At 72.0% G+C, this 25383-nt stretch carries 24 protein-coding genes and 2 tRNA genes; 16 read left to right on the forward strand and 10 right to left on the reverse strand.

The window, feature by feature from the left end; translation table 11 throughout:
* Positions 1–38: 38 nt before the first annotated feature.
* Both OG580_RS24045 and OG580_RS24050 read right to left on the reverse strand, forming a co-directional pair.
* Positions 39–572 (reverse strand): NUDIX hydrolase, encoded by a 534-nt coding sequence (locus tag OG580_RS24045; protein ID WP_267045743.1) that lies wholly within the window; start codon positions 570–572, stop codon positions 39–41.
* Positions 569–1996 (reverse strand): zinc-dependent metalloprotease, encoded by a 1428-nt coding sequence (locus OG580_RS24050; protein ID WP_267045744.1) that lies wholly within the window; start codon positions 1994–1996, stop codon positions 569–571. The genes OG580_RS24045 and OG580_RS24050 overlap by 4 nt, the downstream gene beginning before the upstream one ends.
* 297 nt (positions 1997–2293) lie before the next feature.
* Here OG580_RS24050 and OG580_RS24055 point away from each other — a divergent pair, with 297 nt between their 5' ends.
* The 4 genes from OG580_RS24055 (at position 2294) to OG580_RS24070 (ending at position 5543) form a co-directional block, all read left to right on the forward strand.
* Entirely contained in the window at positions 2294–3403 is a 1110-nt protein-coding gene (locus OG580_RS24055) for an SDR family oxidoreductase (RefSeq protein WP_267045745.1), read from the forward strand.
* Positions 3404–3540: 137 nt separating this feature from the next.
* Entirely contained in the window at positions 3541–4002 is a 462-nt protein-coding gene (locus OG580_RS24060; RefSeq protein ID WP_267045746.1) for a molybdenum cofactor biosynthesis protein MoaE, read from the forward strand.
* Between the two features lie 245 nt (positions 4003–4247).
* Positions 4248–4382 carry a hypothetical protein gene (locus OG580_RS24065; protein ID WP_267045747.1) on the forward strand — a complete coding sequence of 45 codons (135 nt, stop codon included), beginning with the start codon at positions 4248–4250 and terminating at the stop codon, positions 4380–4382.
* Between the two features lie 72 nt (positions 4383–4454).
* Complete coding sequence (locus OG580_RS24070) at positions 4455–5543, forward strand: PDZ domain-containing protein (RefSeq protein ID WP_267045748.1); 1089 nt, start codon at positions 4455–4457, stop codon at positions 5541–5543.
* A gap of 202 nt (positions 5544–5745) precedes the next feature.
* Here the strand turns inward: OG580_RS24070 and OG580_RS24075 are convergent, their stop codons facing one another.
* Positions 5746–6297 carry a PPA1309 family protein gene (locus OG580_RS24075; RefSeq protein ID WP_267045749.1) on the reverse strand — a complete coding sequence of 184 codons (552 nt, stop codon included), beginning with the start codon at positions 6295–6297 and terminating at the stop codon, positions 5746–5748.
* 135 nt (positions 6298–6432) lie between these two features.
* Between OG580_RS24075 and OG580_RS24080 the strand changes: the two genes are divergently transcribed.
* The 4 genes from OG580_RS24080 to OG580_RS24095 all read left to right on the forward strand — a co-directional run bounded on the left by OG580_RS24080 (position 6433) and on the right by OG580_RS24095 (position 11771).
* Positions 6433–9327, forward strand: a complete 2895-nt coding sequence (locus tag OG580_RS24080) for a UPF0182 family protein (RefSeq protein WP_267048103.1) — start codon at positions 6433–6435, stop codon at positions 9325–9327.
* A 45-nt stretch (positions 9328–9372) separates the two neighbouring features.
* Positions 9373–9446 (forward strand) — tRNA-Met (locus OG580_RS24085).
* A gap of 202 nt (positions 9447–9648) precedes the next feature.
* Positions 9649–11637 carry a tetratricopeptide repeat protein gene (locus tag OG580_RS24090; protein WP_267045750.1) on the forward strand — a complete coding sequence of 663 codons (1989 nt, stop codon included), beginning with the start codon at positions 9649–9651 and terminating at the stop codon, positions 11635–11637.
* A gap of 60 nt (positions 11638–11697) precedes the next feature.
* Positions 11698–11771 (forward strand) — tRNA-Met (locus OG580_RS24095).
* Positions 11772–11959: 188 nt separating this feature from the next.
* Here OG580_RS24095 and OG580_RS24100 read toward each other — a convergent pair.
* Entirely contained in the window at positions 11960–12379 is a 420-nt protein-coding gene (locus OG580_RS24100; protein ID WP_267045751.1) for a Fur family transcriptional regulator, read from the reverse strand.
* A 150-nt stretch (positions 12380–12529) separates the two neighbouring features.
* On the opposite strand from OG580_RS24100, the gene OG580_RS24105 reads away from it, so the two are divergent.
* Complete coding sequence (locus tag OG580_RS24105; RefSeq protein WP_323182599.1) at positions 12530–13999, forward strand: catalase; 1470 nt, start codon at positions 12530–12532, stop codon at positions 13997–13999.
* A 61-nt stretch (positions 14000–14060) separates the two neighbouring features.
* Here OG580_RS24105 and OG580_RS24110 read toward each other — a convergent pair whose 3' ends face one another.
* Both OG580_RS24110 and hisN read right to left on the reverse strand, forming a co-directional pair.
* Positions 14061–14450, reverse strand: a complete 390-nt coding sequence (locus OG580_RS24110; RefSeq protein WP_267045753.1) for a cyclic nucleotide-binding/CBS domain-containing protein — start codon at positions 14448–14450, stop codon at positions 14061–14063.
* Positions 14451–14629: 179 nt separating this feature from the next.
* The gene (hisN, locus tag OG580_RS24115; protein WP_267045754.1) at positions 14630–15439 is read right to left on the reverse strand and encodes a histidinol-phosphatase; all 810 of its coding nucleotides are present in this window, start codon (positions 15437–15439) and stop codon (positions 14630–14632) included.
* Positions 15440–15570: 131 nt separating this feature from the next.
* On the opposite strand from hisN, the gene OG580_RS24120 reads away from it, so the two are divergent.
* On the forward strand, positions 15571–16215 hold the full coding sequence (locus OG580_RS24120) for a TetR/AcrR family transcriptional regulator (RefSeq protein WP_267045755.1): 645 nt from the start codon (positions 15571–15573) through the stop codon (positions 16213–16215).
* On the opposite strand, the gene OG580_RS24125 is transcribed toward OG580_RS24120, so the two are convergent.
* The 4 genes from OG580_RS24125 to OG580_RS24140 form a co-directional block, all read right to left on the reverse strand.
* Positions 16107–16430: a multidrug efflux SMR transporter gene (locus OG580_RS24125; protein ID WP_267045756.1), complete on the reverse strand. Its 324-nt coding sequence runs from the start codon at positions 16428–16430 to the stop codon at positions 16107–16109. The genes OG580_RS24120 and OG580_RS24125 overlap by 109 nt on opposite strands.
* Before the next feature lie 92 nt (positions 16431–16522).
* Positions 16523–17536, reverse strand: a complete 1014-nt coding sequence (gene rsgA / locus OG580_RS24130) for a ribosome small subunit-dependent GTPase A (protein WP_267045757.1) — start codon at positions 17534–17536, stop codon at positions 16523–16525.
* Between the two features lie 3 nt (positions 17537–17539).
* The gene (gene aroA, locus OG580_RS24135; protein ID WP_267045758.1) at positions 17540–18871 is read right to left on the reverse strand and encodes a 3-phosphoshikimate 1-carboxyvinyltransferase; all 1332 of its coding nucleotides are present in this window, start codon (positions 18869–18871) and stop codon (positions 17540–17542) included.
* 20 nt (positions 18872–18891) lie between these two features.
* Positions 18892–19575 carry a M50 family metallopeptidase gene (locus OG580_RS24140; RefSeq protein ID WP_267045759.1) on the reverse strand — a complete coding sequence of 228 codons (684 nt, stop codon included), beginning with the start codon at positions 19573–19575 and terminating at the stop codon, positions 18892–18894.
* 49 nt (positions 19576–19624) lie between these two features.
* On the opposite strand from OG580_RS24140, the gene OG580_RS24145 reads away from it, so the two are divergent.
* From OG580_RS24145 to OG580_RS24170, 6 genes are all read left to right on the forward strand, one after another.
* Entirely contained in the window at positions 19625–20440 is an 816-nt protein-coding gene (locus OG580_RS24145) for an SOS response-associated peptidase (protein WP_267045760.1), read from the forward strand.
* A 53-nt stretch (positions 20441–20493) separates the two neighbouring features.
* Positions 20494–21168 (forward strand): alpha/beta family hydrolase, encoded by a 675-nt coding sequence (locus tag OG580_RS24150; protein WP_267045761.1) that lies wholly within the window; start codon positions 20494–20496, stop codon positions 21166–21168.
* A 252-nt stretch (positions 21169–21420) separates the two neighbouring features.
* Positions 21421–22077 (forward strand): sigma-70 family RNA polymerase sigma factor, encoded by a 657-nt coding sequence (locus tag OG580_RS24155; protein WP_055641410.1) that lies wholly within the window; start codon positions 21421–21423, stop codon positions 22075–22077.
* The gene (gene rsrA, locus OG580_RS24160) at positions 22074–22427 is read left to right on the forward strand and encodes a mycothiol system anti-sigma-R factor (protein ID WP_267045762.1); all 354 of its coding nucleotides are present in this window, start codon (positions 22074–22076) and stop codon (positions 22425–22427) included. Before OG580_RS24155 ends, rsrA begins: the two co-directional genes overlap by 4 nt.
* A 156-nt stretch (positions 22428–22583) precedes the next feature.
* A complete protein-coding gene (locus tag OG580_RS24165; RefSeq protein ID WP_267048104.1) occupies positions 22584–24035 on the forward strand; it encodes an HD-GYP domain-containing protein in 1452 nt (483 codons plus the stop codon).
* The gene (locus OG580_RS24170) at positions 24032–25324 is read left to right on the forward strand and encodes an HD-GYP domain-containing protein (protein WP_267045763.1); all 1293 of its coding nucleotides are present in this window, start codon (positions 24032–24034) and stop codon (positions 25322–25324) included. The genes OG580_RS24165 and OG580_RS24170 overlap by 4 nt, the downstream gene beginning before the upstream one ends.
* Positions 25325–25383: the final 59 nt, after the last annotated feature.

A 25383-nucleotide genomic window follows, 5' to 3' on the forward strand; every position in this document is an offset into this window, starting at 1 on the left:
CACGTGAGGAGGGCGGTCGCCATGGCGACCGCCCTCTCTCATGCCGTCCGGGCGAGCCGCGCGAGCGTCCCCTCCAGGAGACGGACCACCGACGTGTCGGCGACCTCCGCCACCTCCCCGTACGAGAACCAGCGCAGATCCAGCGACTCCTCGCTGATCTCCGCCACCGCGCCGGCCGGAGCCAGCGCCGCGTACTGCACGTCCAGGTGCCAGTGGCACGGCGCCGGGATCGGATGCCGGTCGAGCCGCACCGGACCGCCCGGCAGCAGGGTCAGCCCCGCGATGCCGGACTCCTCCGTCGCCTCGCGCAGCGCGGCGGCCTCGACCGTCGCGTCACCGTCCTCGCAGTGGCCACCCATCTGCAGCCACATGCCCAGCTTCTTGTGCAGCGTCAGGAGGACCCGCTCCCGCGAGGGGTCGACCACCAGCGCGCTGCTGGTGAGGTGACCCGCCCCGCAGGGCTTGTACATGCCGTCCGGGTGGGCCGCGAGATGGTCCAGATAGACGTCACGAAGCTCCGGCTGGTCCTCGTACCGCTTCAGCACCAGGACCGCGTCGTCATGGAGACTCACGCCTTCTCGTCCCCGTCCTCCGTGTCGCCCTTGGCCGCCTCGCCCAGCATCTTGTCGAGCTCGGAGAAGTCGAGGTGCTCGCGGTGGACGAAGCCGTCCGGGTCGTCCAGGTCGGTAGCCGTCGGCAGCATGTCCGGGTGCTCCCACAGCCCGTCCCGGCCGTCGACCCCGCGCGCGTCCGTGAGCGAGGCCCACAGGCGCGCCGCGTCCCGCAGCCGCCGCGGACGCAGCTCCAGGCCGATCAGTGTGGCGAAGGTCTGCTCGGCGGGACCGCCCGACGCCCGGCGCCGGCGCAGCGTCTCGCGCAGCGCGTCCGCCGAGGTCAGCCGGGACTTGGCGGCCTCGTGCACCACCGCGTCCACCCAACCCTCGACCAGCGCGAGCGCCGTCTCCAGACGGGCCAGGGCCGCCTTCTGCTCCGGGGTGTCCTCCGGCTGGAACATGCCCTGCTGGAGAGCCTCCTGAAGCTGCTCCGGGTGCGTCGGGTCGAGCTGGCCGACCGCCTCCTCCAGCTTCGAGGTGTCGACCTTGATCCCGCGCGCGTAACCCTCGACCGCGCCGAACAGATGCGCGCGCAGCCACGGCACGTGCGCGAAGAGCCGCTGGTGGGCGGCCTCGCGCAGGGCCAGGTAGAGCCGCACCTCGTCCGAGGGCACGCCCAGGTCCTTGCCGAAGGCCTCGATGTTCAGCGGGAGCAGCGCCGCGCGACCGGCCGGGCCGAGCGGCAGACCGACGTCGGTCGAGCCGACGACCTCACCGGCGAGCGCGCCCACGGCCTGCCCGATCTGCTGGCCGAACATGGCGCCGCCCATGGAGCGCATCATGCCGATCAGCGGGCCGGCCATGGCCTGCATCTCCTCCGGCAGGACGTCGCCCATCGCCGCGCCGACACGCTCGGCGACCGGGTCCACGAGCTGCTGCCAGGCCGGCAGCGTCGCCTCGACCCACTCCGCGCGGCTCCACGCCACGGCCGTCCCCGCGCCCGAAGGCAGCGAGGTGACCTGGTCCAGCCACAGGTCGGCCAGGCGCACGGCCTCCTCGACGGCGGACTGCTCGGCCGGACCCACGCTGGCGTCCTTGGTGCCGTCGGCGGTGCCCTGGGCCACCACCTGGCGGGCGATCTGCTTGGCCATGTCCCAGTTCACGGGACCGCCCTCGTAGCTCAGCATCTGCCCGAGCTGCTGGAAGGCCGCACCCAGATCGTTGGGGTTCAGCGAGCCGAACATCGCCGCGAACGGGTTGTCCGCGCCACCGGGGCCACCGATGCCCGGCAGCCCGCCGAATCCGAACGGGTTCGCCCCGAACGGGTTGCCGCCCTGGCCACCGGACCCCTGGCCACCTCCGGCGGGGTCCTTCTTCTTGCCCTCGTCGCCGTTCTCCGGCTCCTCCGGCGGAAGGCCGAATCCGAATGGGGTGTCGCTCACAGGTTTCCTCGGCTCGTAGGGCCGCCGGCCTTCTGCCGACGGCGACTGCCCGACCAGGGCCTGTCCAGACAGACCCCGCACACCACCAGCGTAGGTGGTGTACCGCCGACAGGGCCGGGCTCGCGACGCCCGGCACGCGCGTTCCCTGATCCGGTCCGATCGGCGGGACACCACCTGCCATCCGGGCCGGAAACGGGCTCGGTGCTCCGCCGGGCCGTGCCCTGCGGCAGGATGGACGCCACCTGGTACGTACGCGTCATGCGTGTACGTACTGAAGACAACCGCTGGAGACGCCCGGTGAGTTCCCCAGATCCTCAGGTTCGCGGAGCGCGAAACCACTCAACCCGGTCCGCCGCGCGCGGCCCCGTCGTCGCGGTCACCGGTGCCGCTTCCGGCGTCGGTGACCTGCTGACCAGGCGCCTTGCCGCCTCCGACGAGATCAGGCAGGTCGTCGCGATCGACGAGCGCCGCGGCGAGGTCGCCGAGGCGCAGTGGCACATCCTCGACGTGCGCGATCCGGCCATCGCCGAGAAGCTGCGCGGTGCGGACGTCGTCGTGCACCTCGCCGTCGATCTCGACCTGGAGACCGACCCCGCCGCCCGAACGGCCTACAACGTGCGGGGCACGCAGACGGTGCTGACCGCCGCCGCGGCCGCCGGCGTGCACCGCGTCGTGCTCTGCACGTCCGCGATGGTCTACGGGGCCCTGCCCGACAACGACATCCCGCTCTCCGAGGACGCCGAACTGCGGGCGACGGCCGAGGCCACCGGCGTGGGCGACATGCTGGAGATCGAGCGCCTCGGCCGCCGTGCCCCCCGCGCGCACCCCGGACTCAACGTCACCGTCGTCCGCCCGGCCGTCCTCGTCGGCGGTACGGACACGGCGCTGACCCGCTACTTCGAGTCGCCCCGGCTGCTCGTCGTCGCCGGCTCCCGGCCCACCTGGCAGTTCTGCCACGTCGACGACCTGGTGAGCGCGCTGGAGTACGCGGCCCTGGAGAAGGTCGACGGCGAGTTCGCGGTCGGCTGCGAGGGCTGGCTGGAGCAGGAGGAGGTCGAGGAGCTCTCCGGCATCCGGCGCATGGAGCTTCCCTCGGCCGTCGCCCTCGGCGCGGCGGCCCGCCTCCACCGGATCGGGCTCACGCCGTCCCCCGCGGGTGATCTGGCGTACACCATGCATCCCTGGGTGGTCAGCGTCGGACGGCTGCACGACGCCGGCTGGCGCCCGAAGTGGACGAACGAGGAGGTCCTCGCCGCGCTCCTGGAGGAGGTCGAGGGCCGCCACACGGTCGCCGGCCGGCGGCTGGGCCGCAAGGACGCGACCGCGGCCGGCGCGGCCGGCGCGACGGTGGCCCTGCTCGGCACGGCGGCGCTCGTACGGCAGATGCGGAAGCGGCGCGGGATCTGACCCGCGCCGGGCGGCGACCGGGAGCCCGTGCGGCGACCGGGACCCCGGCCGGTCTGTAGAACCCTCCTACGGAGGGTTCCGACGACCGGTCGAAACCGCTATTCCGGGATGTCGGCGGCGTACGGCACCATGGGCGCATGGCACGCACCCACGACCACCCCGGCGAGCAGGCCGCCGCCGACCCGATCAAGCTCCTGGCGATCCGGGAGACCCCGCTCTCCGTGGACGAGGTCTTCCGGGCCGTCGGCGACGACGCCTCCGGCGGCACGACCCTCTTCGTGGGCACCGTGCGCAACCACGACGGAGGCGCGGACGTCGAGGGGCTCGGCTACTCCTGCCACCCCACCGCCGAGGCGGAGCTGCGCCGCGTCGCCGAGAAGGTCGTCGCGAACTACCCGGTCCGCGCGCTGGCCGCCGTCCACCGTGTCGGCGACCTCCGGATCGGTGACATCGCGGTCGTCGTCGCCGTCTCCTGCCCCCACCGCGGCGAGGCCTTCGAGGCCTGCCGCAAGCTCATCGACGACCTCAAGCACGAGGTCCCGATCTGGAAGCACCAGACCTTCTCCGACGGCACGGAGGAGTGGGTGGGCGCCTGCTGAGCCGCTGCTCGGAGCGGTTTCGGTCGGCAAGGCGACGCGCCGACAGCGCGTAGCCGAACGCCCGATTTGCGTAACCGGCCCCCAGGCACGAGCGTTGAAGCCACAGATGAATAATCTGCTGATCAACTCTCTGGGGATGGGAGGTCGGGATGGCAGCGCTGGCCTGGTTGCTGATTCCGCTTTTCGCAGTCGTCGGCGCGGCGATATGGGGAAGCTGGGCTTCGAGGAACAAGACGATAGGTGACGTGGCCGAGCTCGCGGGCTACGCACGTTTCCGGGACGCGATGGAGCGGTCCCACCCCACCACCGCGGACTCCGTCCGCCCGGAGCGCGAGACGGCCACGGCGGCGGCTCCCGTCTCCACGTCGCCGTCCGGCTGACGCGGCCCTCAGGCCGCCTCGTACGGCCCGCCCCAGGGGTGCACCCACAGGCGAGTCCCGTACTGTCGTTCCATGCCACGCCGCACCGCGACGATGCTCGCCTCCACCCTGGTGTTGATCTGTCTGCTCATCGCAGGCGTCCTGATCCCGGTGCCGTACGCGGAGATGAGTCCCGGTCCCACGGTCAACACCCTCGGAGAGGCCAGGGGAGAGCCCGTCCTCCGGATCTCCGGACGCAAGACCTACCCGACCGACGGTCACCTCAACATGACGACGGTCCGCGTCACCAGCGCGGACTACAAGATGAACACCGTCGAGGCCGTCTACGGCTGGCTCGCCCACGACAACGTGGTGGTCCCGCACGACACGCTCTACCCGGACGGCAAGACCGAGGAGCAGTCGAGCCAGGAGAACGCCGAGGAGTTCAGCCAGTCCCAGGAGAGCGCCAAGGTGGCCGCCCTCGGGGAGCTGGGCATCCCGGTGACCAGCCGTGTCGTCGTCGCCACCGTCGTCAAGGACTCCCCGGCGGAAGGCAAGCTGCACGCCGGTGACGTCATCAAGGCCGTCGACGGCGTGACCGTCACCGAGCCCGGTGACGTCGCCAAGCAGGTCACGAAGCGCAAGCCCGGCCAGGACGTCGTGTTCACGATCGTCCCCGCGAAGGAGGCGGCCGAGGCCGAGAAGGCGGGCAAGGAGCCGACCGTCACCCGGAAGGTGGTCATCACGACCGCCACCTCGGAGGAGGGCGACCGGGCGATCGTCGGCATCCAGGCCGGGACCGACCACGTCTTCCCGTTCACCATCGACATCAACCTCGCCGACGTCGGCGGCCCCAGCGCCGGTCTGATGTTCGCCCTCGGCATCGTCGACAAGCTGACTCCGGAGAGCCTCACCGGCGGCGCGTTCATCGCCGGCACCGGAACCATCGACGACAAGGGGAAGGTCGGCCCGATCGGCGGCATCGAGATGAAGCTCGTCGGCGCGCGCGAGGCGGGCGCCGAGTACTTCCTCACACCGGCCGACAACTGCGAGTCCGCCGCCTCCGACACGCCCAGCGGGCTGACCCTGATCAAGGTCGACACCATCGACGACGCCACGAAGTCGCTGGAGAAGCTCCGCAAGGGCGAGACGACGAACCTGCCGAGCTGCTCGAAGGGCTGACAGGCCCGGACGAGGGCAGGGGCCACCAGGCCCTGAGGCGAACGAGACGCCGACGAAGCCCTGACACGGACGAGGGGCGCCCGGTCTGCCGACCGGGCCCCCCTCTTCGTACCGTCGCCGTGTACCGGCGCGGCTCGGCGCGTCCGGCGGATCAGCGCCGGACACGCACCTGTCCGACCTTGATCCGCCGGACAGGCCTGCCCTAGGACTCGAAGGTCGCCGCCAGCGCCTCGGCGAGTCCCGGCACCAGGTCGGGGCCGGTCAGGACCTCGGTCGCCGAGTCCTTCTCGCGCAGCCGGATCGCCGCCTCGCGGGCGCCGCCGCGCAGCACCGCCACGGTCATCCGGACCTCCTGGCGGTCCGGATGCGCGGCCACCCACTTGGCGAGCTGCTTCTCGCTCAGCCCCTGCGGGACCTGGGCCTCCGCTGACGGGGGCAGCATCAGCCGCTCCACCGTCATCGCGCAGCCCGCGACACCGGCGGGCCAGGCGATCGTGCCGAGGAAGTCGTCGAGCGGCTTCCCGCGCGGCAGCTTGTCCTGCTCGATGGGGGTGTAGGCGGTGGCGTCGTCGCCCAGGCCGAGCTGGGAGGCGAGCTTGGGTTCCTGGGCGCGCAGCCGTGCGGTGTCGACCAGGGCGAACAGGCGGGCAGGCTGGTCCCAGCCGAGGCCCGCCGCGTACTCGTCGATCTCGAGCACCGCGCGGGTGAGGGGGCTCGCGGCCATCGCCGGGCCTGAGGGGGAAACGTTGGACATGACCAATATCCTGCCTCCTCTTCCCCCGAAGACGGGAACTAGGTAAAGCCTCAGTAAGTTGCATCAGTGGGCTCTACGATCGCGGGGCCTGCTTTCAGACGCATCAACATCGAGGGGCGCACGTTGGCTTTCCAGATGCCGGACCGCGGCGGTAGCCCGTCCGGGCCAAGGATGAGAGTCGGCCGGCCGTCCCGGCGGGCCCGCACCCTGCTCATGACACTCGGGGTGCTGGCCGTCCTGGCCATGGCGTTCGTGATGTTCGCCGGGTTCTGGACGGACTGGCTCTGGTACCGCTCGGTCAAGTACTCGTCCGTGTTCACCACCACGCTGTGGACCAAGATCGGCCTCTTCGCGGTCTTCGGTCTGCTCATGGGGCTCGCCGTCGGCTTCAACATCTGGCTGGCGTACCGGCTGCGGCCGCCGCTCAGCGCGATGTCGCTGGAGCAGCAGAGCCTCGACCGGTACCGGATGGGTGTCGCCCCCTTCAGGAAGTGGGTGCTCCTCGCGGTCGCCGTCCTGGTGGCGCTGATCGCCGGTGCCTCCGCCTCCGGCCAGTGGCGCACCTGGCTGATGTGGGTCAACGGCGTGAAGTTCGGCCAGAAGGACCCGCAGTTCGGGCTCGACGTGTCGTTCTACGCGTTCGACCTGCCCTGGTACCGCTTCCTGCTGGCCTTCGGCTTCGCCGCCGCCGTCCTGTCGCTGATCGCGGCCGCGCTCACGCACTACCTGTACGGCGGGCTGAGGATCACCAGCCCGGGCGCCCGCGCGACCGCCGCCGCGACCGGTCACCTCTCGGTGCTGCTCGGCGTCTTCGTCTCGCTCAAGGCCGTGGCGTACTGGCTCGACCGGTACGGCCTGGCGGTGAAGTCCAGCGACTTCAAGGCCACCGGCAACTGGACGGGCCTGCGGTACGTCGACGCCAACGCGTACCTGCCGGCGAAGACCATCCTGTTCTGCATCGCCGCGATCTGCGCCGTGCTGTTCTTCGCGACGCTCTGGCGCCGCACCTGGCAGCTTCCGGTGATCGGCTTCGGCCTGATGGTCCTCTCCGCGATCCTCATCGGCGGGCTGTACCCGGCCATCGTGCAGAAGTTCCAGGTCCAGCCGAACGAGCAGGCCAAGGAAGCGCCGTACATCCAGAAGAACATCGACGCGACCCGTAAGGCGTACGCGATCGACTCGACGAAGCCCGAGAACTACTCGGGCAAGTCGACGGTCAAGGCGAAGGACCAGCTCCGCACGGACGCCGACTCGGCGGCCAGCTACCGCGTCCTCGACCCGAACATCGTCTCGCCGACGTTCCAGCAGCTGGAGCAGAAGCGGAAGTACTACCAGTTCCCGACGACCCTGGACGTGGACCGCTACCAGGGCAAGGACACGGTCATCGGTCTGCGGGAGCTCAACATCAAGGGCATCCCGAAGCGGAACTGGATCAACGACCACTTCACCTACACCCACGGCTACGGCGCGATCATGGCCATGGGTACGCAGACGGACGCCAACGGCTCCCCGGTCTTCACCGAGGCGGGGCTGCCGACGACCGGCAGCATCGTCGGCCCGTACCAGCAGCGGATCTACTACGGCGAGAAGACCGACCAGTACTCGATCGTGGGCGGCCCGCAGAAGGAGCTGGACTACGAGGAGAACGGCGAGAAGACCACCAGCTACAAGGAGAAGAGCGGCGTCAGCCTCTCCGGCGCGTTCAACCGCGCCGCCTACGCGGTGGCCTTCAGCGAGCCGCAGATCCTCTACTCGGGGGCCATCGGCGAGGGCTCGCGGATCCTCTACAACCGCACGCCCAAGGAGCGCGTCGAGGCGGTCGCACCCTGGCTGACCATCGACGGCGACGCCTACCCGGCGGTCGTCGACGGGCGGATCCAGTGGATCGTCGACGCCTACACGACGACCAACGGCTACCCGTACGCCTCGCGCACCACGCTCGGCGACACCACCGCCGACTCCCTGACCGTCGGCAACCAGCAGCGCGCGGTCGTCGCCCAGCAGAACCAGGTCAACTACATCCGCAACTCGGTGAAGGCCACCGTCGACGCCTACGACGGCACGGTGAACCTCTACGAGTGGGACACCCAGGACCCGGTCCTGAAGACCTGGATGAAGGCGTTCCCGGACACCGTGAAGGCGAAGTCCGAGATCGACGGCGACCTGATGCAGCACCTGCGCTACCCGCAGGACATGTTCAAGGTCCAGCGCGAGCTGCTGACCCGCTATCACGTCACCGACCCGGCGCAGTTCTACAGCGGCTCGGACGCCTGGCAGGTGCCGGACGACCCGACCAACAAGGACGGCAACGCGGTCCCGCCGTACTACCTGAGCATGAAGATGCCCGGGGACACGGCCCAGCGCTTCTCGCTGACGACCACGTTCACGCCGAACGGCCGGCCCAACCTGGGCGGCTTCATGGCGGTCGACGCCGACGCCACCAGCAAGGAGTACGGCCGGCTGAGACTGCTGAGGGTCACCGAGGACGTGCCGGGCCCTGCCCAGGTGCAGAGCAAGCTCAACGGTCTCCCGGACGTCGCCCAGTTCGTCCGGGACATGAAGGGCGCCGACTCCGACATCCAGTACGGCAACCTGCTGACCGTGCCTCTCGACGGCGGCTTCCTGTACGTGGAGCCGGTGTACGCCCAGGGGCGGAACGCGCTCTACCCGCTCCTGAAGAAGGTCGCGGTGTCCTACGTGGACGCGGACCAGCCGGACGGTGACACGACCAAGGACACCACGGTGTTCGAGGACAACCTCACCGATGCGCTGAACGCGGTCTTCGGGGTGGAGGCGCCGACCACGCCCACGACCCCGCCGCCCGGCACCACACCCCCGCCGCCGGCGTCGAACGACGCCGCGCTGAAGCAGGCGATCGCCGACGCGCAGAAGGCGTACGACGCCGGTGAGGCGGCGCTGCAGAAGGGTGACTGGACGGCGTACGGCAAGGCGCAGGAGGACCTCCAGGGGGCCCTGCAGCGCGCGGCGGACGCCGGGGCGAAGCTCAAGACGACCGGAACAAGCGGCTGACCTGAGGTTTTCCATCCCCGCGTCGTGATACTGTGGTTTCACCGACGCGGGGTGGAGCAGCTCGGTAGCTCGCTGGGCTCATAACCCAGAGGTCGCAGGTTCAAATCCTGTCCCCGCTACTCAGAACGAGGGCCCGGATCCATAAGGATCCGGGCCCTCGTCGTGTGTCGACTTGGCGGAGGGGGCCGAAGAGCGGTACGGAGGGGGCGAGTTGATGTGAGGCGTGTTTGACTTGTCTCTCTGTGGGCATGTCGACAAAACGCTGAGTGACCTCACTGGCTGCGGTATACCAGGTGTGCTCGGGTTGCGGGTGGTGCGACGATGGTATTTATGGGGGACAGGGCAACTCTGTTGGAGACAGGGCGGTTTGTGCAGCGGCACGCCAGAAACGCCGCGGACGAGATCATCGAGGCAGTGGGGGCCGTCGATGCGGCCGTCGACACCACCGCCGAGACCGATGCCGACACCGAGACCGAGACGGAAACCGAGAGCGAGGCGCGCCACCGACGCGCGGCCGAGCGCGGAGACCTCGCCTCGATGAGCGCGCTCGGCGCGCTGCTGCTGCGCCGCGGTGACCTCGACGGCGCGGAGCCCTACCTGCGGGGCGCCACCGCCGAGGGGGACCGGGCCGCCGCCAACAACCTGGGCGTCCTGCTGCACCAGCGGGGGTACGCCGACGAGGCCGCCGGCTGGTGGCGGGTCGCCGCCGTCGCCGGCTCCGCTCCCGCCGCCCACGCCCTCGGCCGCCACCACCGCGAGCGCGGGGACGAGCCGGCCGCCGAGTACTGGCTGCGCCAGGCCGCCGAGCAGGGCCACGCCCTGGGCGCGTACGCCCTCGCCGACCTCCTCGAACACCGCAGCGACGTCGGCGCCGAGCGCTGGCTGCGCGCCGCCGCCGAGCAGGGGCACCGCGAGGCCGCCTACCGCCTTGCCCTCGTCCTGGAGCTCCGCGCGGCCGAGCCGGGCCGCGGACCCCACGAGACCGGCCGCGGGCCGCACGACACCGGCGCCCGGCTCAGGGCGCCCGGTGGCGCCGTGGGCACGGTTCCTCCGGCGGGCGCCGGACCCGGCGGTGCGCCGGACCCCGACGCGCCGAAGGGGCAGTCCGCCGAGGCCGAGCAGTGGTTCCGGCAGGCCGCCGCCCGGGGGCACCGGCGTGCCGCGCTGCACCTCGGCGCGATCCTGGAGAAGCGCGGCGACCTCAAGGAGGCCGGCCGCTGGTACCTCAGCTCCGCCAAGGAGGGCGAGGCCAAGGCCGCCTGTGCGCTCGGCTTCCTGCTCCGCGACGCGGGTGACCAGGAGAGCGCCGCCGTGTGGTGGCTGCGCGCCGCCCAGGACGGCGACGGCAACGCCGCCAACGCCCTCGGCGCGCTGCACGCCGCCCGGGGCGAGCAGCAGACCGCCGAGCGCTGGTACCGCGCCGCCATGGACGCGGGCGACGTGAACGGGGCCTACAACCTCGGGCTGCTCTGCGCCGCCCAGGACCGGATCCCGCAGGCCGAGCAGTGGTACCGCCGCGCCGCCTACGCGGGCCACCGGGAGGCCGCCAACGCGCTCGCTGTGCTGCTCCTCCAGGCCGGCGACGCGAACGGCGCCGAGCCGTGGTTCTCCAAGGCCGCCGAGGCCGGCAGCGTGGACGCCGCCTTCAACCTGGGCATCCTCCACGCGGGCCGCGACGACGACCGTACGGCCCTGGTCTGGTACGAGCGGGCCGCCGCCGCCGGGCACACCGAGGCCGCCCTCCAGGTCGGCATCGCCGCCCTGCGCGACGGTGACGAGCGGACCGCCGAGCGGCACCTGCGGTGCGCGGCCGGCGGTGGCAGCGCCGAGGCCGCCTTCCGGCTGGCCACGGTGCTCGACGCGCGCCGCCCCGAGCCCGGTCCCGCCGTGCTCGGTGCGCCCCGGGAAGAGAAGACCGAGTGCGAGGAGTGGTACGAGCGGGCCGCCCAGCAGGGGCACCGGCGCGCTCAGGTGCGGGTCGGGATGCTCGCCGCAGGGCGCGGCGACCTGGCGGAGGCCGACCGCTGGTACCGCGAGGCGGCGGAGGCGGGCAGCCGTAACGGCGCCTTCAACCTCGGGCTGCTCCTCGCCCGCGAGGGCAGCGAGCGCGAGGCCGCCCTCTGGTGGACCCGGGCCGCCCGGGCCGGCCACGGCCGCGCCGCGCTCCGGCTCGCGCTGCTCGCGGCGCGCCGGGGCGAGCTCACCGAGGGGCGCCACTGGTGCGCCCGCGCGGTGGAGCTGGGACCGGCGGAGGTCGCCGAGCGCGCGGCCCGGCTGAGCGAGGCGCTGCACCAGGAGCTCACCGCGTAACCCCCGGTCACTATGGATTTGCGCTGGTCGGGGGGCGTCCCGTAGAGTCGGGTTTACCGACGCGGGGTGGAGCAGCTCGGTAGCTCGCTGGGCTCATAACCCAGAGGTCGCAGGTTCAAATCCTGTCCCCGCTACTCAGTAGCAACGAAGGCCCGGATCCGATCGATATCGGATCCGGGCCTTCGTCGTGTCCGGAGATCTGTCCGGGGGTCTGTGCAGAGGCCTGTCCGGAGATCTGTCCGGGGGGCACATTCAAGACCTCCCCCCCCTTGGGGTACGAGAAAGGCCCCCGCCGGAAGCGGGGGCCTTTCTCGTGACGCCGTCAGGCCGTCGTCGCGCAGTTCGGGCAGGTGCCCCGGTACGTGACCTCGACGTTGGAGATCGTGAAGCCGAAGCGCTCCGTGGTCGGGAGGTCGGCCAGCGGGTCGCCCGCCGGGTGGACGTCGCGGATCGCGCCGCAGCGGCCGCAGACCAGGTGCTGGTGCGGGCGGTGGGCGTTGGGGTCGTACCGCTTGGCGCGACCGTCCGTCGCGACCTCGATGACCTCGCCGAGGGTGACCATCTCGCCCAGCGTGTTGTACACGGTCGCGCGGGAGATCTCGGGCAGCCTCGTCACGGCGCGCGCGTGGACCTCGTCGGCGGTCAGGTGTACGTGATCTCCGTCGAGGACCTCGGCCACGACACGCCGCTGCGCGGTCATCCGCCAGCCGCGTCCGCGCAGTCGTTCCAACAGGTCACTCATGGGGGCCAGCCTAACAGTCGGGGGACCCTGGTCCCGAACGGGTGTGACTTTAGAGCATCACTTGACTTGGACAATGTCTATTGTAGGATCGAACTCGGCATCGGCCAAGGGCCTGACAGGGCTCGGGCCGAAGGACAGGACGAGCAGGACATGACGCAGGAGGCGCACGTGACGCAGGGACCGCTCACCACGGAGGCCGGCGCGCCGGTCGCCGACAACCAGAACAGCGAGACGGCGGGCGTCGGCGGTCCGGTCCTCGTGCAGGACCAGCTCCTCCTGGAGAAGCTCGCCCACTTCAACCGCGAGCGCATCCCGGAGCGCGTGGTCCACGCGCGCGGTGCGGGCGCCTACGGCACCTTCACGCTCACCCGTGACGTCTCGCAGTGGACGCGTGCCGCGTTCCTCTCCGAGGTCGGCAAGGAGACCGAGACGTTCCTGCGCTTCTCCACCGTCGCGGGCAACCTCGGCGCGGCCGACGCGGTCCGTGACCCGCGCGGCTGGGCGCTGAAGTTCTACACCGAAGAGGGCAACTACGACCTCGTCGGCAACAACACCCCGGTGTTCTTCATCAAGGACGCCATCAAGTTCCCCGACTTCATCCACACCCAGAAGCGCGACCCGTACACGGGCTCGCAGGAGGCGGACAACGTCTGGGACTTCTGGGGCCTCTCCCCGGAGTCGACCCACCAGGTGACCTGGCTCTTCGGTGACCGTGGCATCCCCGCCTCGTACCGTCACATGAACGGCTACGGCTCGCACACGTTCCAGTGGAACAACGAGGCCGGCGAGGTCTTCTGGGTCAAGTACCACTTCAAGACCGACCAGGGCATCAAGAACCTCACCCAGGACGAGGCCAACCGCCTCGCCGGCGAGGACCCGGACTCGCACCAGCGCGACCTGCGCGAGGCCATCGAGCGCGGCGACTTCCCGACCTGGACCGTGCAGGTCCAGATCATGCCCGCGGCCGAGGCGGCGGAGTACCGCTTCAACCCGTTCGACCTCACCAAGGTGTGGCCGCACGAGGACTACCCGCCGATCGAGATCGGCAAGCTGGAGCTCAACCGCAACCCGGAGAACGTCTTCGCCGAGGTCGAGCAGTCGATCTTCAGCCCCGCGCACTTCGTGCCGGGCATCGGTCCGTCCCCGGACAAGATGCTCCAGGGCCGCCTCTTCGCCTACGGCGACGCCCACCGCTACCGCGTCGGCATCAACGCCGACCACCTGCCGGTGAACCGCCCGCACGCCACCGAGGCGCGTACCAACTCCCGCGACGGCCACCTCTACGACGGCCGCCACAAGGGTGCGAAGAACTACGAGCCGAACAGCTTCGGCGGCCCGTCCCAGACGGACCGGCCGCTGTGGCAGCCGCTCCCCGTCACCGGTCTCACCGGTGACCACGCGGCCCCCTCGCACGCCGAGGACAGCGACTTCGTCCAGGCGGGCAACCTCTACCGCCTGATGTCGGAGGACGAGAAGGGCCGTCTCGTCGGGAACCTGGCGGGCTTCATCGCCAAGGTCTCGCGTGACGACCTCGCCGAGCGGGCGATCGACAACTTCCGCCAGGCGGACGGTGACTTCGGCAAGCGGCTCGACGCCGCGGTCCAGGCCCTGCGTGGCTGAGGGCGCTTGTCGTCGGTAGACCGGGCCGGACTCCGTACGGAGTCCGGCCCGGTCTCGTTTCTCATCCGGCGACGCTGTGCACCGGGATCCAGCAGCGGATGATGTCCCGTACGGAGACGATGCCGACGGGTCCCCGGTCGTCGAGGACGACGAGGTGACGGAAGCCGCCGTGCGTCATCGCCTCGGCCGCCTCCGCCAGGGTCCAGGTGGGGGCGGCGAAGACGACATCGTGGGTGGTGTGGGAGCCGGCGGTCTCGACGTCGGGGTCCTGGTCCCCGGCGAGCGAGTTGAGTATGTCGCGCTCGGTCAGGATGCCGAGCCCGCCGGCATCGGAGTCGAGGACGACGGCGGCGCCGACGCGGCGCGCCGACATCAGCCGGGCCGCTTGGCGGAGGGTGTGGGCGGGGCCGATGGTGAGGATCACCGTGCTCATGGCGTCACGGACGAGCATGAAGAGAGCCACCTCCTCGGTGAACCGTTCCCGTCTCAACGAGAACCGATTCACAAGTTCACAAGTGGGGGGACTCTCAGAGTGACACCGGGGGAGGGGGCCGACAAGGGGGCGCGCGAGGCGCCCCCGGGGAGTGACGGCGGCGCGCACCCCGCCCGTCGGGCCGGGAGCCCGCAGGCTCAGGCCTCCGCGTTCTCCTGGTTCAGGTAGCTCAGCAGCTCGCCGTGGAGGAGGCCGTTGGAGGCCGCCGCGTTGCCGCTGTGGGGGCCGTGCCGGCCGTCCAGACCCGTGTACGTGCCGCCCGCCTCCTGGACGACGATCGCCACCGCCGCCATGTCCCACAGGGACAGCTCCGGCTCGGCGCAGATGTCCACGGAACCCTCGGCGACCATCATGTACGGCCAGAAGTCGCCGTACGCGCGGGTCCGCCAGCACGCGCGCGTGAGGTCGAGGAAGCCGTCGAGCCGCCCCTGCTCCTCCCAGCCGCTGATCGAGGAGTACGCGAAGGAGGCGTCCTCCAGGGTCGCCACCTTCGACACCCCGAGCCGGCTCGCCGAGGTGAGGCTGCGGCCCGTGAACGCGCCACTGCCCTTCGCGGCCCACCAGCGGCGGCCCAGAGCCGGGGCCGACACCACGCCCACCACCGGCTGGAAGCCGGTCTCCCCGGCCTCCATCAGCGCGATCAGGGTCGCCCAGACGGGCACCCCGCGCACGTAGTTCTTGGTGCCGTCGATCGGGTCGATCACCCAGCGGCGCGGGCCCGTGCCCTCCACGCCGTACTCCTCGCCCAGGATCGCGTCACGCGGCCTGGCCCGCTGGAGCTGGCCGCGGATCAGCTCCTCGGCGGCCTTGTCGGCCTCGCTCACCGGGGTCATGTCCGGCTTCGTCTCGACCTTGAGGTCGAGTGCCTGGAATCGGTCCATGGTGGCCGCGTCGGCGGCATCCGCGAGGACGTGGGCGAGACGCAGATCATCGTGGTAATCGGCCATGGTCGGCACTCTATCCTCGCGTGATCCCCCGGCGGAGAACCGTCCACCGGGGCCCTTGACAGTGCGTGGACGCCTGTCGACGCTGGGCACGGAAACGTTTCGGTCCGGTCCGGCCCGTCCGGGAGGCAAGGATGCCGACTGCCCGCGAGGCCCTGCTCGACGCCGCGCTCGCCGCGCTCACGCACCGGTCCTGGTCCGCCGTCCGGATGGTCGACCTCGCGACCGCCGCAGGGGTCTCCCGGCAGACGCTCTACAACGAGTTCGGCAGCAAGGAAGGGCTCGCCCGCGCGCTCGTACGCGAGGAGGCCGACGCCTATCTCCAGGGCGTCAGACGGCTGCTCGCCACCCCCGCCCCGCCCGAGCGGAACCTCGTCGCCGTCGCCGAGTGGACCGTCACCCGGGCCGCCGCCCGCCCGGTCCTGCGGGCCCTGCTCACCGGTGCCTGGAACGAGCGGCTGCCCGCGCCCCGGCCCGTCCGGCCGGGCGCCCGCCTCGCCCCCGTACCCGCCCAGCGTCGTGCCGACGCGGGACCGCCCGCACCGGGCGAGCTCGTGGCGGCGACCGCGGCCTGCGCGGGCGAGCGGTGGGCGGCCGGCTGCGAGCTCGCCGTCCGGCTCGCGCTCAGTCACGTCGTGGCGCCCGCGGTGCCCACCGGTCGTCCGGAAGGTCAGTGCGAGGAGCCGGAGAGCTGGAGGCCGATGACGCCCGCGATCACCAGCGTGATCGAGACGATCTTGAGGGTGGAGACCACGTCGCCGAGGAAGATCATTCCGTAGATCGCCGTCCCGGCCGCGCCGATCCCCGTCCACACCGCGTACGCCGGACCCACGTCCAGCTTCCGCAGCGCGAGGGTGAGCAGTCCGAAGCTGCCCAGGGCGAAGGCCGCGAACGCGATCGTCGGCCAGAGTCGGGTGAACCCGTGCGACAGCTTCAGACAGACCGCGAAGCCCGTCTCCAGGACACCGGCCACCACCACCAGCAGCCACGCCATCGTCCGTGCCTCCCACGCGCTCGCTGACTGCTTCGTCGCACTTGGTGCGATTATGCCCTTACCAGGAGCGGTCGACCGTAAACGCCGACGGCTCAGTCGCCCTCGCGTCGCTCGCGGGTCGAGAGGAGCCGCCGCAGCGAGTAGAGGCGCGCGGGATCCGCGTGCCCCTCCGCCACATAGGCGTCGAGCGCGCAGTCCGGCTCGTCGTGGCTGCACGCGCGCGGGCAGTTCTCCGTACCCGGTACGAGATCGGGGAAGGCCAGGATCACCCGGGACGGGTCGACGTGGTGCAGTCCGAAGGAGCGCACGCCGGGCGTGTCGATGACCCAGCCGCCCTCCTTGTCGTTGAGCGGCAGGGCGAGCGCCGAGGTCGTCGTGTGCCGGCCGCGGCCCGTGACCGCGTTGACCACGCCCGTGGTCCGCCGCCGGTCCGCCGGGACCAGGGCGTTGACCAGCGTCGTCTTGCCGACACCCGAGTGTCCGACGAACGCGGTGGTGCGGCCCTTGAGGTGCTCGTGGACCCGCTCGGCGGCGACGCCGTCCACGAACTCGTCCCGGGTGGTGACCACGTGCGGGACGCCGAGCGCGCCGTACATCTCCAGGAGCGCGTCCGCCGGTGCCAGGTCCGACTTGGTGAGGACGAGGAGCGGGGAGAGCCCGCCGTCGTACGCCGCGACCAGACACCGGTCGATCAGCCGGGGGCGCGGCTCGGGGTCGGCGAGCGCGGTCACGATCGCGAGCTGGTCGGCGTTGGCGACGACCACGCGCTCGTACGGATCGTCGTCGTCGGCCGTGCGCCGGAGCACCGAGCTGCGCTCACCGATCCGGACGATCCGGGCCAGCGTGTCCTTCTCGCCGGAGAGGTCGCCGACGATCTGGACCCGGTCGCCGACCACGGCGGCCTTGCGGCCCAGTTCGCGCGCCTTCATCGCGGTGATGAACCGGTCGCCGACCAGACAGGTCAGCCTGCCCCGGTCGACGGTGAGGACCATGCCCTCGACGGCGTCCTCGTGCTTCGGGCGGATGGAGGTACGGGGACGGGTGCCCTTGCGGTTGGGCCGCTGGCGGATGTCGTCCTCGTCGGTGTTCTTGCCGTAGCGCCGCATGGTTCAGACCCCGAGCATTTCGGTCCACATCCCCGGGAAGTCCGGCAAGGTCTTCGCCGTCGTGGCGACGTCCTCGATCTCCACGCCCTCGACCGCCAGGCCGATGATCGCGCCCGCCGTCGCCATGCGGTGGTCGTGGTACGTGTGGAAGACGCCGCCGCGCAGCGGGCGCGGGCGGATGTGGAGACCGTCCTCGGTCTCCGTCACGTCGCCGCCCAGCTCGTTGATCTCCTTGGTGAGGGCCGCGAGCCGGTCCGTCTCGTGCAGCCGCAGATGGGCGACGCCGCGCAGGGTGGAGGGGGAGTCGGCGAGCGCCGCGACCGCCGCGATGCCGGGGGTCAGCTCGCCGACCTCGCCGAGGTCCACGTCGATGCCGTGGATCCGGCCCGTACCGGTGAAGGTCAGCCCCGCCGCGGTCAGCTCGCAGGAGCCGCCCATCGCGGTGAAGATCTCCCGCAGCGCGTCACCGGGCTGGGTGGTCCGCTCGGGCCAGTCCCGCACGGTCACCCGGCCGCCGGTCACGAGGGCCGCCGCCAGGAACGGCTGCGCGTTCGACAGGTCCGGCTCGACGACCAGGTCGCGGCCGCGCAGCGCGGAGGGCGCCACCCGCCAGACGTTCGGCTCGCCGCCGTGCTCCGGCTCGTCGACCTGGGCGCCGACCGCGCGCAGCATCTCGACCGTCATCCGGATGTGCGGCAGCGAGGGCAGCGTCGCGCCCACGTGCCGTACCTCGACGCCCTGGTTGAAGCGGGGCGCGGAGAGCAGCAGGGCGCTGACGAACTGGGAGGACGAGGAGGCGTCGATCTCGACGGTGCCGCCGTCCAGACCACCGGTGCCGTTCACCGTCAGGGGGAGCGCGCCCCGGCCGTCGTCCTCGATCCGGGCGCCGAGCGCGCGCAGCGCGTCGATCACACCGTGCAGCGGACGCTCGTGGGAGCGGGGGTCCCCGTCGAAGCGCACGGGGCCGTCGGTGAGCGCCGCGACCGGGGGCAGGAAGCGCATGACCGTGCCCGCGTTGCCGACGTCGACGGCGGCCGGGCCGCGCAGCGGGGACGGGATGATCCGCCAGGCCTCGCCGGTGCCGTCGGGGCCGACGCCCTCCTCGATCTTCACGCCGAGGGTACGCAGCGCCTCGGCCATCAGGACGGTGTCGCGGGAGCGCAGGGGGCGGCGCAGCCAGCCGGGTTCGGCGGCGAGCGCCGCGAGGACCAGAGCACGGTTGGTGACCGACTTCGAGCCGGGCACGGTGACGGTCGCGTCGACGGCGCCGCGGGCGTACGGGGCGGGCCAGAGGTCGGTGGGCGGGTCGGCGTGCACGGAAGCTGCTGCGGTCATGGACTCACTGTACGGGGGAGTCAGAAGCGCAGGAGCCAGCGCCCGCCGCCGATCAGGCAGCAGATCGAGACCGTGTGGAAGAAGAGGAGCCACACCCCGGGACGGACGTGGGTGAGGCGCGCGAGCTGGTCCGCGTCCGAGTCGGGGGCGCCGCCGTGGCGCCGTTTCGCCTGGAGCTCGAAGGCCGGTCGGACACCGCCGAGGAGCAGGAACCACACCACCGCGTAGGCGAAGAGCGACTGGACGTCGGGGCCGGTCAGCCAGGACACGAGGAGGAAGGCGGCACCCGTCAGGAGGACGGTGAGGATCCCGTACGCGTTGCGGACCATCACGAGCATCGCGAGCAGCAGCGCGGTCGCGAGCCAGAGGAGCAGGGTGACCATGCCCGCGCCGAGCAGGGCGGCGCCGCCGAGGCCGAGCAGCGGGGCGGCGGTGTACCCGGCCGCCAGGGTGAGGACCACGCCGATGCCGGTCGGGCGGCCCCGGGTCACGGTCAGTCCGCTGGTGTCCGAGTGCAGCCGGATCGCTTCGAGGCGGCGGCCGGCCGCGAGGGCGACGAGTCCGTGGCCGCCCTCGTGGGCGATGGTGATCGCGTTGCGTGCGAGGAGCCAGACACGGCGGGGCACGGTGACGGCGAGGGCGGCGACCGCGGTGGCGATCACCAGCCATTCGGCAGGGGCGGCCTTCGGGCTGAAGAGGTCCATCGTTCGGGCCGCTCCTCGGGAGCTCGGGGATCGTGGCAGTGTGGCACGTATGTGCGGACGGTATGCAGCGAGTCGGCGGCCGGAGGACCTCGTCGACTCCTTCGGAGTGGAGAAGTGGGAGCCGGAGGAGACCCTGGCCCCGGACTGGAACGTGGCTCCCACCAAGGAGGTCTGGGCGGTTCTGGAGCGCCCTCTGAAAGACGCCGAATCACGGCGTCCGGTTCGCCAGCTGCGCGCGCTGAAGTGGGGGCTCGTCCCGTCCTGGGCGAAGACGCCGGAGGGCGCCGCCCGGATGATCAACGCGCGCGCGGAGACCCTGCACGAGAAGCCCTCCTTCAAACGCGCGTTCTCCGCCCGCCGCTGCATCCTCCCCGCCGACGGTTACTACGAGTGGGTGACGGGCACGGGGGAGCGGGACCTGGAGGTCGAGGGAAAGAAGAAGCGGCCGCGCAAGCAGCCGTACTTCGTGACCCCGGCGGACGGCTCGGTCTTCGCGATGGCCGGACTGTACGAGTTCTGGCGTGACCGCACCCTCCCCGACGCGCACCCCTCCGCGTGGTGGGTGACCTGCTCGGTCGTCACCACGGAGGCCGAGACGGGCCCGCTGGGCGTGGCGCCGGCCGAGGGGCCGCGCTCGCTCGCCGACATCCACCCCCGGATGCCGCTGATGCTGACGGAGGAGCGCTGGGACGCCTGGCTCGACCCGGCGCGCACCGACCCGGAGGAGCTGCGCGGGCTGCTCGTCCCGCCGCCGGAGGGGCTGATGCGGGCCTATCCGGTGTCGACGGCGGTCAGCAACGTACGGAACAACGGCCCGGAGCTGCTGACGGAGCTGGAGGCCCCGGAGGAGGGCACGCTGTTCTGAGCCGTACGGGAGCGCCTGCCGTCCCCACGGGCCACGGACGGCAGGATGGTGACGTGACACAGTCCGAGACCACTTCCGCCGGGCACGAGCAGGCCGCCCCCACGTACGAGACCGTCCCCACCGGCGCCGGCGAGGCCCGTGTCGCCTGGTACGCCGGTACGGAGCCGTGGGCCGTCCTCGCCCTCGGTCACGGCGCCGGCGGCGGCGTCGAGGCCCGGGACCTCCAGGCCCTGGCCCGCGCGCTGCCCGCCCACGGCGTGACCACGGCCCTCGTCGAGCAGCCCTGGCGGGTCGCGGGGAAGAAGGTCGCGCCCGCGCCGAAGACCCTCGACACCGGCTGGCGCGGCCTCTGGCCGGCCCTCGCGGAGCCCCGCCTCCCGGTGATCGCGGGCGGTCGCAGCGCCGGCGCCCGGGTCGCCTGCAGGACCGGACGGGAACTGGGCGCCCTCGCCGTCCTCGCGCTGAGCTTCCCCCTCCACCCGCCGGGGAAGCCGGAGCGCTCCCGAGCCGAGGAACTCCTCGGCGCCGGGCTGCCCACCCTCGTCGTGCAGGGCGGCAACGACCCCTTCGGACGCCCCGGGGAGTTCCCCGCGGGCCCGCACGGTCTCGTCGAGGTGCCGTACGGCGACCACGGCTTCGCGGTCCCCAAGCGCGCGCCGCTCACCCAGGACGAGGCCCTCGCCGTGCTCGTGGGCGCCGTCACCGAGTGGCTCGTCACACTGCGCTGACATCCACCCCCGTACCGGGAATGTCGAGCGGGGGAGCTCTGTTGTGCAGAACGTCGGTGTGAGAGCAAGGAAGAGGGAGTCCGTCGCATGGGTTCGATCATCTGCCCGGAGCGTGCGCAGGCCGCTGACCTCGACTGGACAGTGCTTCCGGCGCCCAAGGTCGCCCCGATTCGGGCGGCGGGCGGAGCGGTTCCTCGTCTATCCTCCGAAACGAGCGGGTCCGCCTTCGGGCTCGCCGCCGCGCTGGAGGAGGTGGGTCCGGTCACTGGGACCGACACAGGGACCGACGACGGCCCCGAGGAGACGACCGCGGAGCGCAACGCGCGCTTCGAGCGGGACGCACTCGGATTCCTCGACCAGATGTACTCGGCCGCGCTGCGCATGACGCGCAACCCCGCGGACGCGGAGGACCTCGTGCAGGAGACGTACGCCAAGGCGTACGGATCCTTCCACCAGTTCCGCGAGGGCACGAACCTCAAGGCGTGGCTGTACCGCATTCTCACGAACACCTTCATCAACTCGTACCGCAAGAAGCAGCGTGAACCCCAGCGCAGCGCTGCCGAGGAGATCGAGGACTGGCAGCTCGCCCGCGCCGAGTCGCACATGTCGACCGGGCTGCGCTCCGCCGAGTCGCAGGCGCTCGACCACCTCCCCGACTCCGATGTGAAGGAAGCGCTGCAGGCGATCCCCGAGGAGTTCCGCATCGCCGTCTATCTGGCGGACGTCGAGGGCTTTGCGTACAAGGAGATCGCGGACATCATGGGGACACCCATCGGTACGGTGATGTCCCGACTGCACCGGGGCCGCCGCCAGCTGCGCGGCATGCTCGAGGACTACGCCCGCGACCGCGGGCTGGTTCCCGCGGGCGCCGGAGAGTCGTCGAACGATCTGAAAGGCTCGGGCTCATGAGCTGCGGAGAGCCGCACGAGACGGATTGCTCTGAGGTCCTGGATCATCTCTACGAGTTCCTCGACAGAGAGATGCCCGACAGCGACTGCACCAAGTTCGAGGTGCACTTCGAGGAGTGCTCCCCGTGCCTGGAGAAGTACGGCCTGGAGCAGGCGGTGAAGAAGCTCGTCAAGCGCTGCTGCGGCAGTGACGACGTCCCCACCGACCTGCGGTCGAAGGTGATGGGCCGGATCGACCTGATCCGCTCGGGCCACGTGGTGCCCGAGCAGGACATCACGCTGGGCGCCCCGGTGACGCCGGCGCAGGCGCCGACACCCACGCCGACCCCGGCCTCGGCTCCGCAGGAGTAGGCGGGCAGTGCCCCTGAGCGTCCGGGGACGAAGGCCGCCGCGAGAACATCGCGGCGGTCCCGCGCATATATCAGCTTGTATCACCCGATGGTGCGAATCAGCCGCAGCGCCGCCTCCGGAACCGCCCAACTCGCTAGCGTGACAGATGTGATGGGCGTGAAGGTCATTCCGCGAGCTGCCCGCGTGTACATCGGCTGCGCCGTACTCGCCGCCGGTGCGTCCGCTCTGCCCGCACTGCGCCCCGGCGCGGCCACCCCCTGGGGCACGGTCGCGATCCTCGCCGCCCTGTACGCGTTCTGCGAGCTGCCCGCCCGCTGCCGGCTCCTCGGCCGCGCGCTCGGCGCCTCCGTACCGGTCGGCACCGGCTCCTTCTTCCCCGTCCTGCTCGCCTCCGCGCTGCTCCTGCCGCCCGCGGCCGCCGCGCTCACCGCGCTGCCCGGCAGCCTCCTCGCCCGCGTCGACGAGCCGCCGGCCGGTCCGCGCCGCGCCTGGCGGGCCGCCGCCACCGCCCTCGCCGTCTGGGCCGCCGCCGTCTCCGCCGCCGCCCTGCGCGGCTCGACCGCCCTCGGACAGGGCCCGGACGCCCCCGACTTCCCGTACGTCCTCCTGCCCGCCGCCGCTGCCGCGCTCACCTTCTGCCTGGTCCTGACCGCCCTCGACGGCGGCATCCGGGCCACCGCCGACGGGCTGCCGGTCGGAGCCGCCTGGCGCGGACTCCTCGGGCGGGCCCTCGCCCCGCACGCGGTGCACGGACTCGCCGGGCTGATGATGGCCGTGCTCTGGCGCAGCTCGTACGGACCCGCCGCGGCCCTCTTCGTCCTGCTGCCGATGTACATCTCCTGCTGGGTCTTCGCCCAGTACCACCGCGAGCGGGCCGCCCACCAGGCCACCATCCGCGCCCTCGTCCAGGCCGTCGACATCAAGGACCGGTACACCCGCGGCCACAGCGAACGGGTCGGGCACGCCTCCGTCCTGATCGCCCGTGAGCTCGGCATGGCGGAGGAACGGCTCGACGTCGTGCGGTTCGCCGGCATCCTCCACGACGTCGGCAAGCTGGGCGTACCCACGCGGGTGCTGCGCAAGGACGGACCGCTGACGCCGGAGGAGCGCCGGGTCATCGAGCTCCACCCGGAGTACGGACACGAGATGGTCCGCGGCATCGGCTTCCTCGGCGAGGCCCGGTCCGCGATCCTCCACCACCACGAACGCATGGACGGCAGCGGCTACCCGTACGGGCTCCAAGGCGAGCAGATTCCCGAGTTCGCCCGGGTGGTCGCCGTCGCCGACTCCTTCGACGCCATGACCTCCACCCGCTCCTACAGCCGGGCCCGCCCGGTCCCGACGGCCGTCGCGGAACTGGAGCGGTGCGCGGGCACCCAGTTCGACCCCCGGATGGTCGCCGCCCTCGTCCGGGCCCTGGAGCGGCACGGCTGGCAGACCGACGTCACCGCCGACGAGGTCCTGCCGGCGCCACCGCCACAGACCACCCGGCCACCGGACGGGCAACCGGCGCGTACGCAGGGAGCGCCGGAGCCCGCCGGGGGGAACGTGCCGCCGCCCCGCGAGACGGAGACCCCCGTGACCGCCCGGCCGAAGGAGCGCGCGTGAAGCGGCCCGGCGCCCTCACCGTCGGAGCCGTGTACGGGGCGGCCCTGCTGCTGAGCCTCGCCGGCTTCGGCGCCACCCTCTGGTACGGAGTCGCCGAACCCGGCAACGCCCTCGCCTTCGGCATCCTCATCGCCCTCGGCGAGCTCGCCCGCTGGGGCGCTCCACGAAACCCGGGGGCACCTCCCGTGATCGAAGAGCTACGGGGGAGGGAGCCCGCACCGCTCGGTGCCGCGGGAGCCCTCGCGTACGCCCTGCTCGGTACGGACGCCGGGACCGCCACCACCCACGGCGTCCTCCAGATCGTCGCCGTCGTCGTCGCCGGCGGCCTCGTCGGGATCGTCCCCCATCTGGCCAGGGGCCGCGGCCCCCGCGCCGACCACCTCGCCCGCCGCGTCCTCACCGTCACCTTCGCCGCGCTCTGCTTCCAGCCCCTCTACAACTCGGGCGCCGTCGTCGAGCACCTCGGCAAGGGACCCTCGTACGCCGTCTTCCTGCTGCTCCTGCTCGTCCTCACCGCCCTGTGCGACGCCGTGCTCGCCGCCGTCGTGCTCCGCGCCCGCACCGGATACCCGTACGGTCCCCTCCTCCACGACGAACTGCGCGCCCTCCTCGGCATCGGCTCCGCCGTCTGCGCCACCGGCGCCGTCATGGCGATCGGCGTCGCCGCCGCCGGGCTCTGGGCGCTGCCCGTGCTCGCCGTACCGCTCCTGCTCACCCAGGTCTCCTTCCGGCGGTACGCGGCCGTGCGGACGGTCAACCGGCAGACCATCGCCTCGCTCGCCCGTGCCACCGAGATCGCCGGCTACACCTCGCCCGGCCACGCCCACCGGGTCGCGGCCCTCAGCGCGGCCGTCGGGCGCGAGCTCCGGCTCTCCGGGGCCGAGCTGTCCGTCCTGGAGTACGCGGCGCTCATGCACGACATCGGACAGCTCTCCCTCGTCGACCCGGTCGAGGGCGGTGCCACGGCCCTCCTCCCGGCCGAGGAGCAGCGCCGGATCGCCCTCCTGGGCGGCGCGGTCGTCCGCAGGACCGGGGTCCCCGCGGCCGTCGCCGTGGTCGTCGAGCGGCAGGCCGACCCGTACCGCGACCAGCCGCTTCCGGCCAGGATCGTCCGGGTCGTGAACGCCTACGACGACCTCGCGGGCGACGGCCCGGGCGCGGCGCTCGGCGCCCTGGAGCGGCTCCGCCTCGGCAGCGCACGCGACTTTCACCCGGATGTCGTCGAAGGCCTGGCCAGGGTCCTGGCACGGGGCGGAGTCACTGGGGTGACCCCTGCCGTCGCTGGGTAACCCATGGGTAATGAGCGCGCCTCCGACCGGGCATGGTTGGATGCGAACAAGAGGGTGAA

This window comes from Streptomyces sp. NBC_00094, assembly GCF_026343125.1.
Taxonomy (GTDB): domain Bacteria; phylum Actinomycetota; class Actinomycetes; order Streptomycetales; family Streptomycetaceae; genus Streptomyces.

Bases quoted from the DNA above. Each gene is read 5' to 3' on its own strand.
- OG580_RS24060 (WP_267045746.1), top strand. From the start codon at position 3,541: ATGGCACGCACCCACGACCACCCCGGCGAGCAGGCCGCCGCCGACCCG.
- OG580_RS24070 (WP_267045748.1), top strand. From the start codon at position 4,455: ATGCCACGCCGCACCGCGACGATGCTCGCCTCCACCCTGGTGTTGATC.
- OG580_RS24075 (WP_267045749.1), bottom strand. From the start codon at position 6,297: ATGTCCAACGTTTCCCCCTCAGGCCCGGCGATGGCCGCGAGCCCCCTC.
- OG580_RS24080 (WP_267048103.1), top strand. From the start codon at position 6,433: ATGCCGGACCGCGGCGGTAGCCCGTCCGGGCCAAGGATGAGAGTCGGC.
- OG580_RS24090 (WP_267045750.1), top strand. From the start codon at position 9,649: ATGGTATTTATGGGGGACAGGGCAACTCTGTTGGAGACAGGGCGGTTT.
- OG580_RS24100 (WP_267045751.1), bottom strand. From the start codon at position 12,379: ATGAGTGACCTGTTGGAACGACTGCGCGGACGCGGCTGGCGGATGACC.
- OG580_RS24105 (WP_323182599.1), top strand. From the start codon at position 12,530: ATGACGCAGGAGGCGCACGTGACGCAGGGACCGCTCACCACGGAGGCC.
- OG580_RS24110 (WP_267045753.1), bottom strand. From the start codon at position 14,450: ATGCTCGTCCGTGACGCCATGAGCACGGTGATCCTCACCATCGGCCCC.
- hisN (WP_267045754.1), bottom strand. From the start codon at position 15,439: ATGGCCGATTACCACGATGATCTGCGTCTCGCCCACGTCCTCGCGGAT.
- OG580_RS24120 (WP_267045755.1), top strand. From the start codon at position 15,571: ATGCCGACTGCCCGCGAGGCCCTGCTCGACGCCGCGCTCGCCGCGCTC.
- OG580_RS24125 (WP_267045756.1), bottom strand. From the start codon at position 16,430: ATGGCGTGGCTGCTGGTGGTGGTGGCCGGTGTCCTGGAGACGGGCTTC.
- rsgA (WP_267045757.1), bottom strand. From the start codon at position 17,536: ATGCGGCGCTACGGCAAGAACACCGACGAGGACGACATCCGCCAGCGG.
- aroA (WP_267045758.1), bottom strand. From the start codon at position 18,871: ATGACCGCAGCAGCTTCCGTGCACGCCGACCCGCCCACCGACCTCTGG.
- OG580_RS24140 (WP_267045759.1), bottom strand. From the start codon at position 19,575: ATGGACCTCTTCAGCCCGAAGGCCGCCCCTGCCGAATGGCTGGTGATC.
- OG580_RS24145 (WP_267045760.1), top strand. From the start codon at position 19,625: ATGTGCGGACGGTATGCAGCGAGTCGGCGGCCGGAGGACCTCGTCGAC.
- rsrA (WP_267045762.1), top strand. From the start codon at position 22,074: ATGAGCTGCGGAGAGCCGCACGAGACGGATTGCTCTGAGGTCCTGGAT.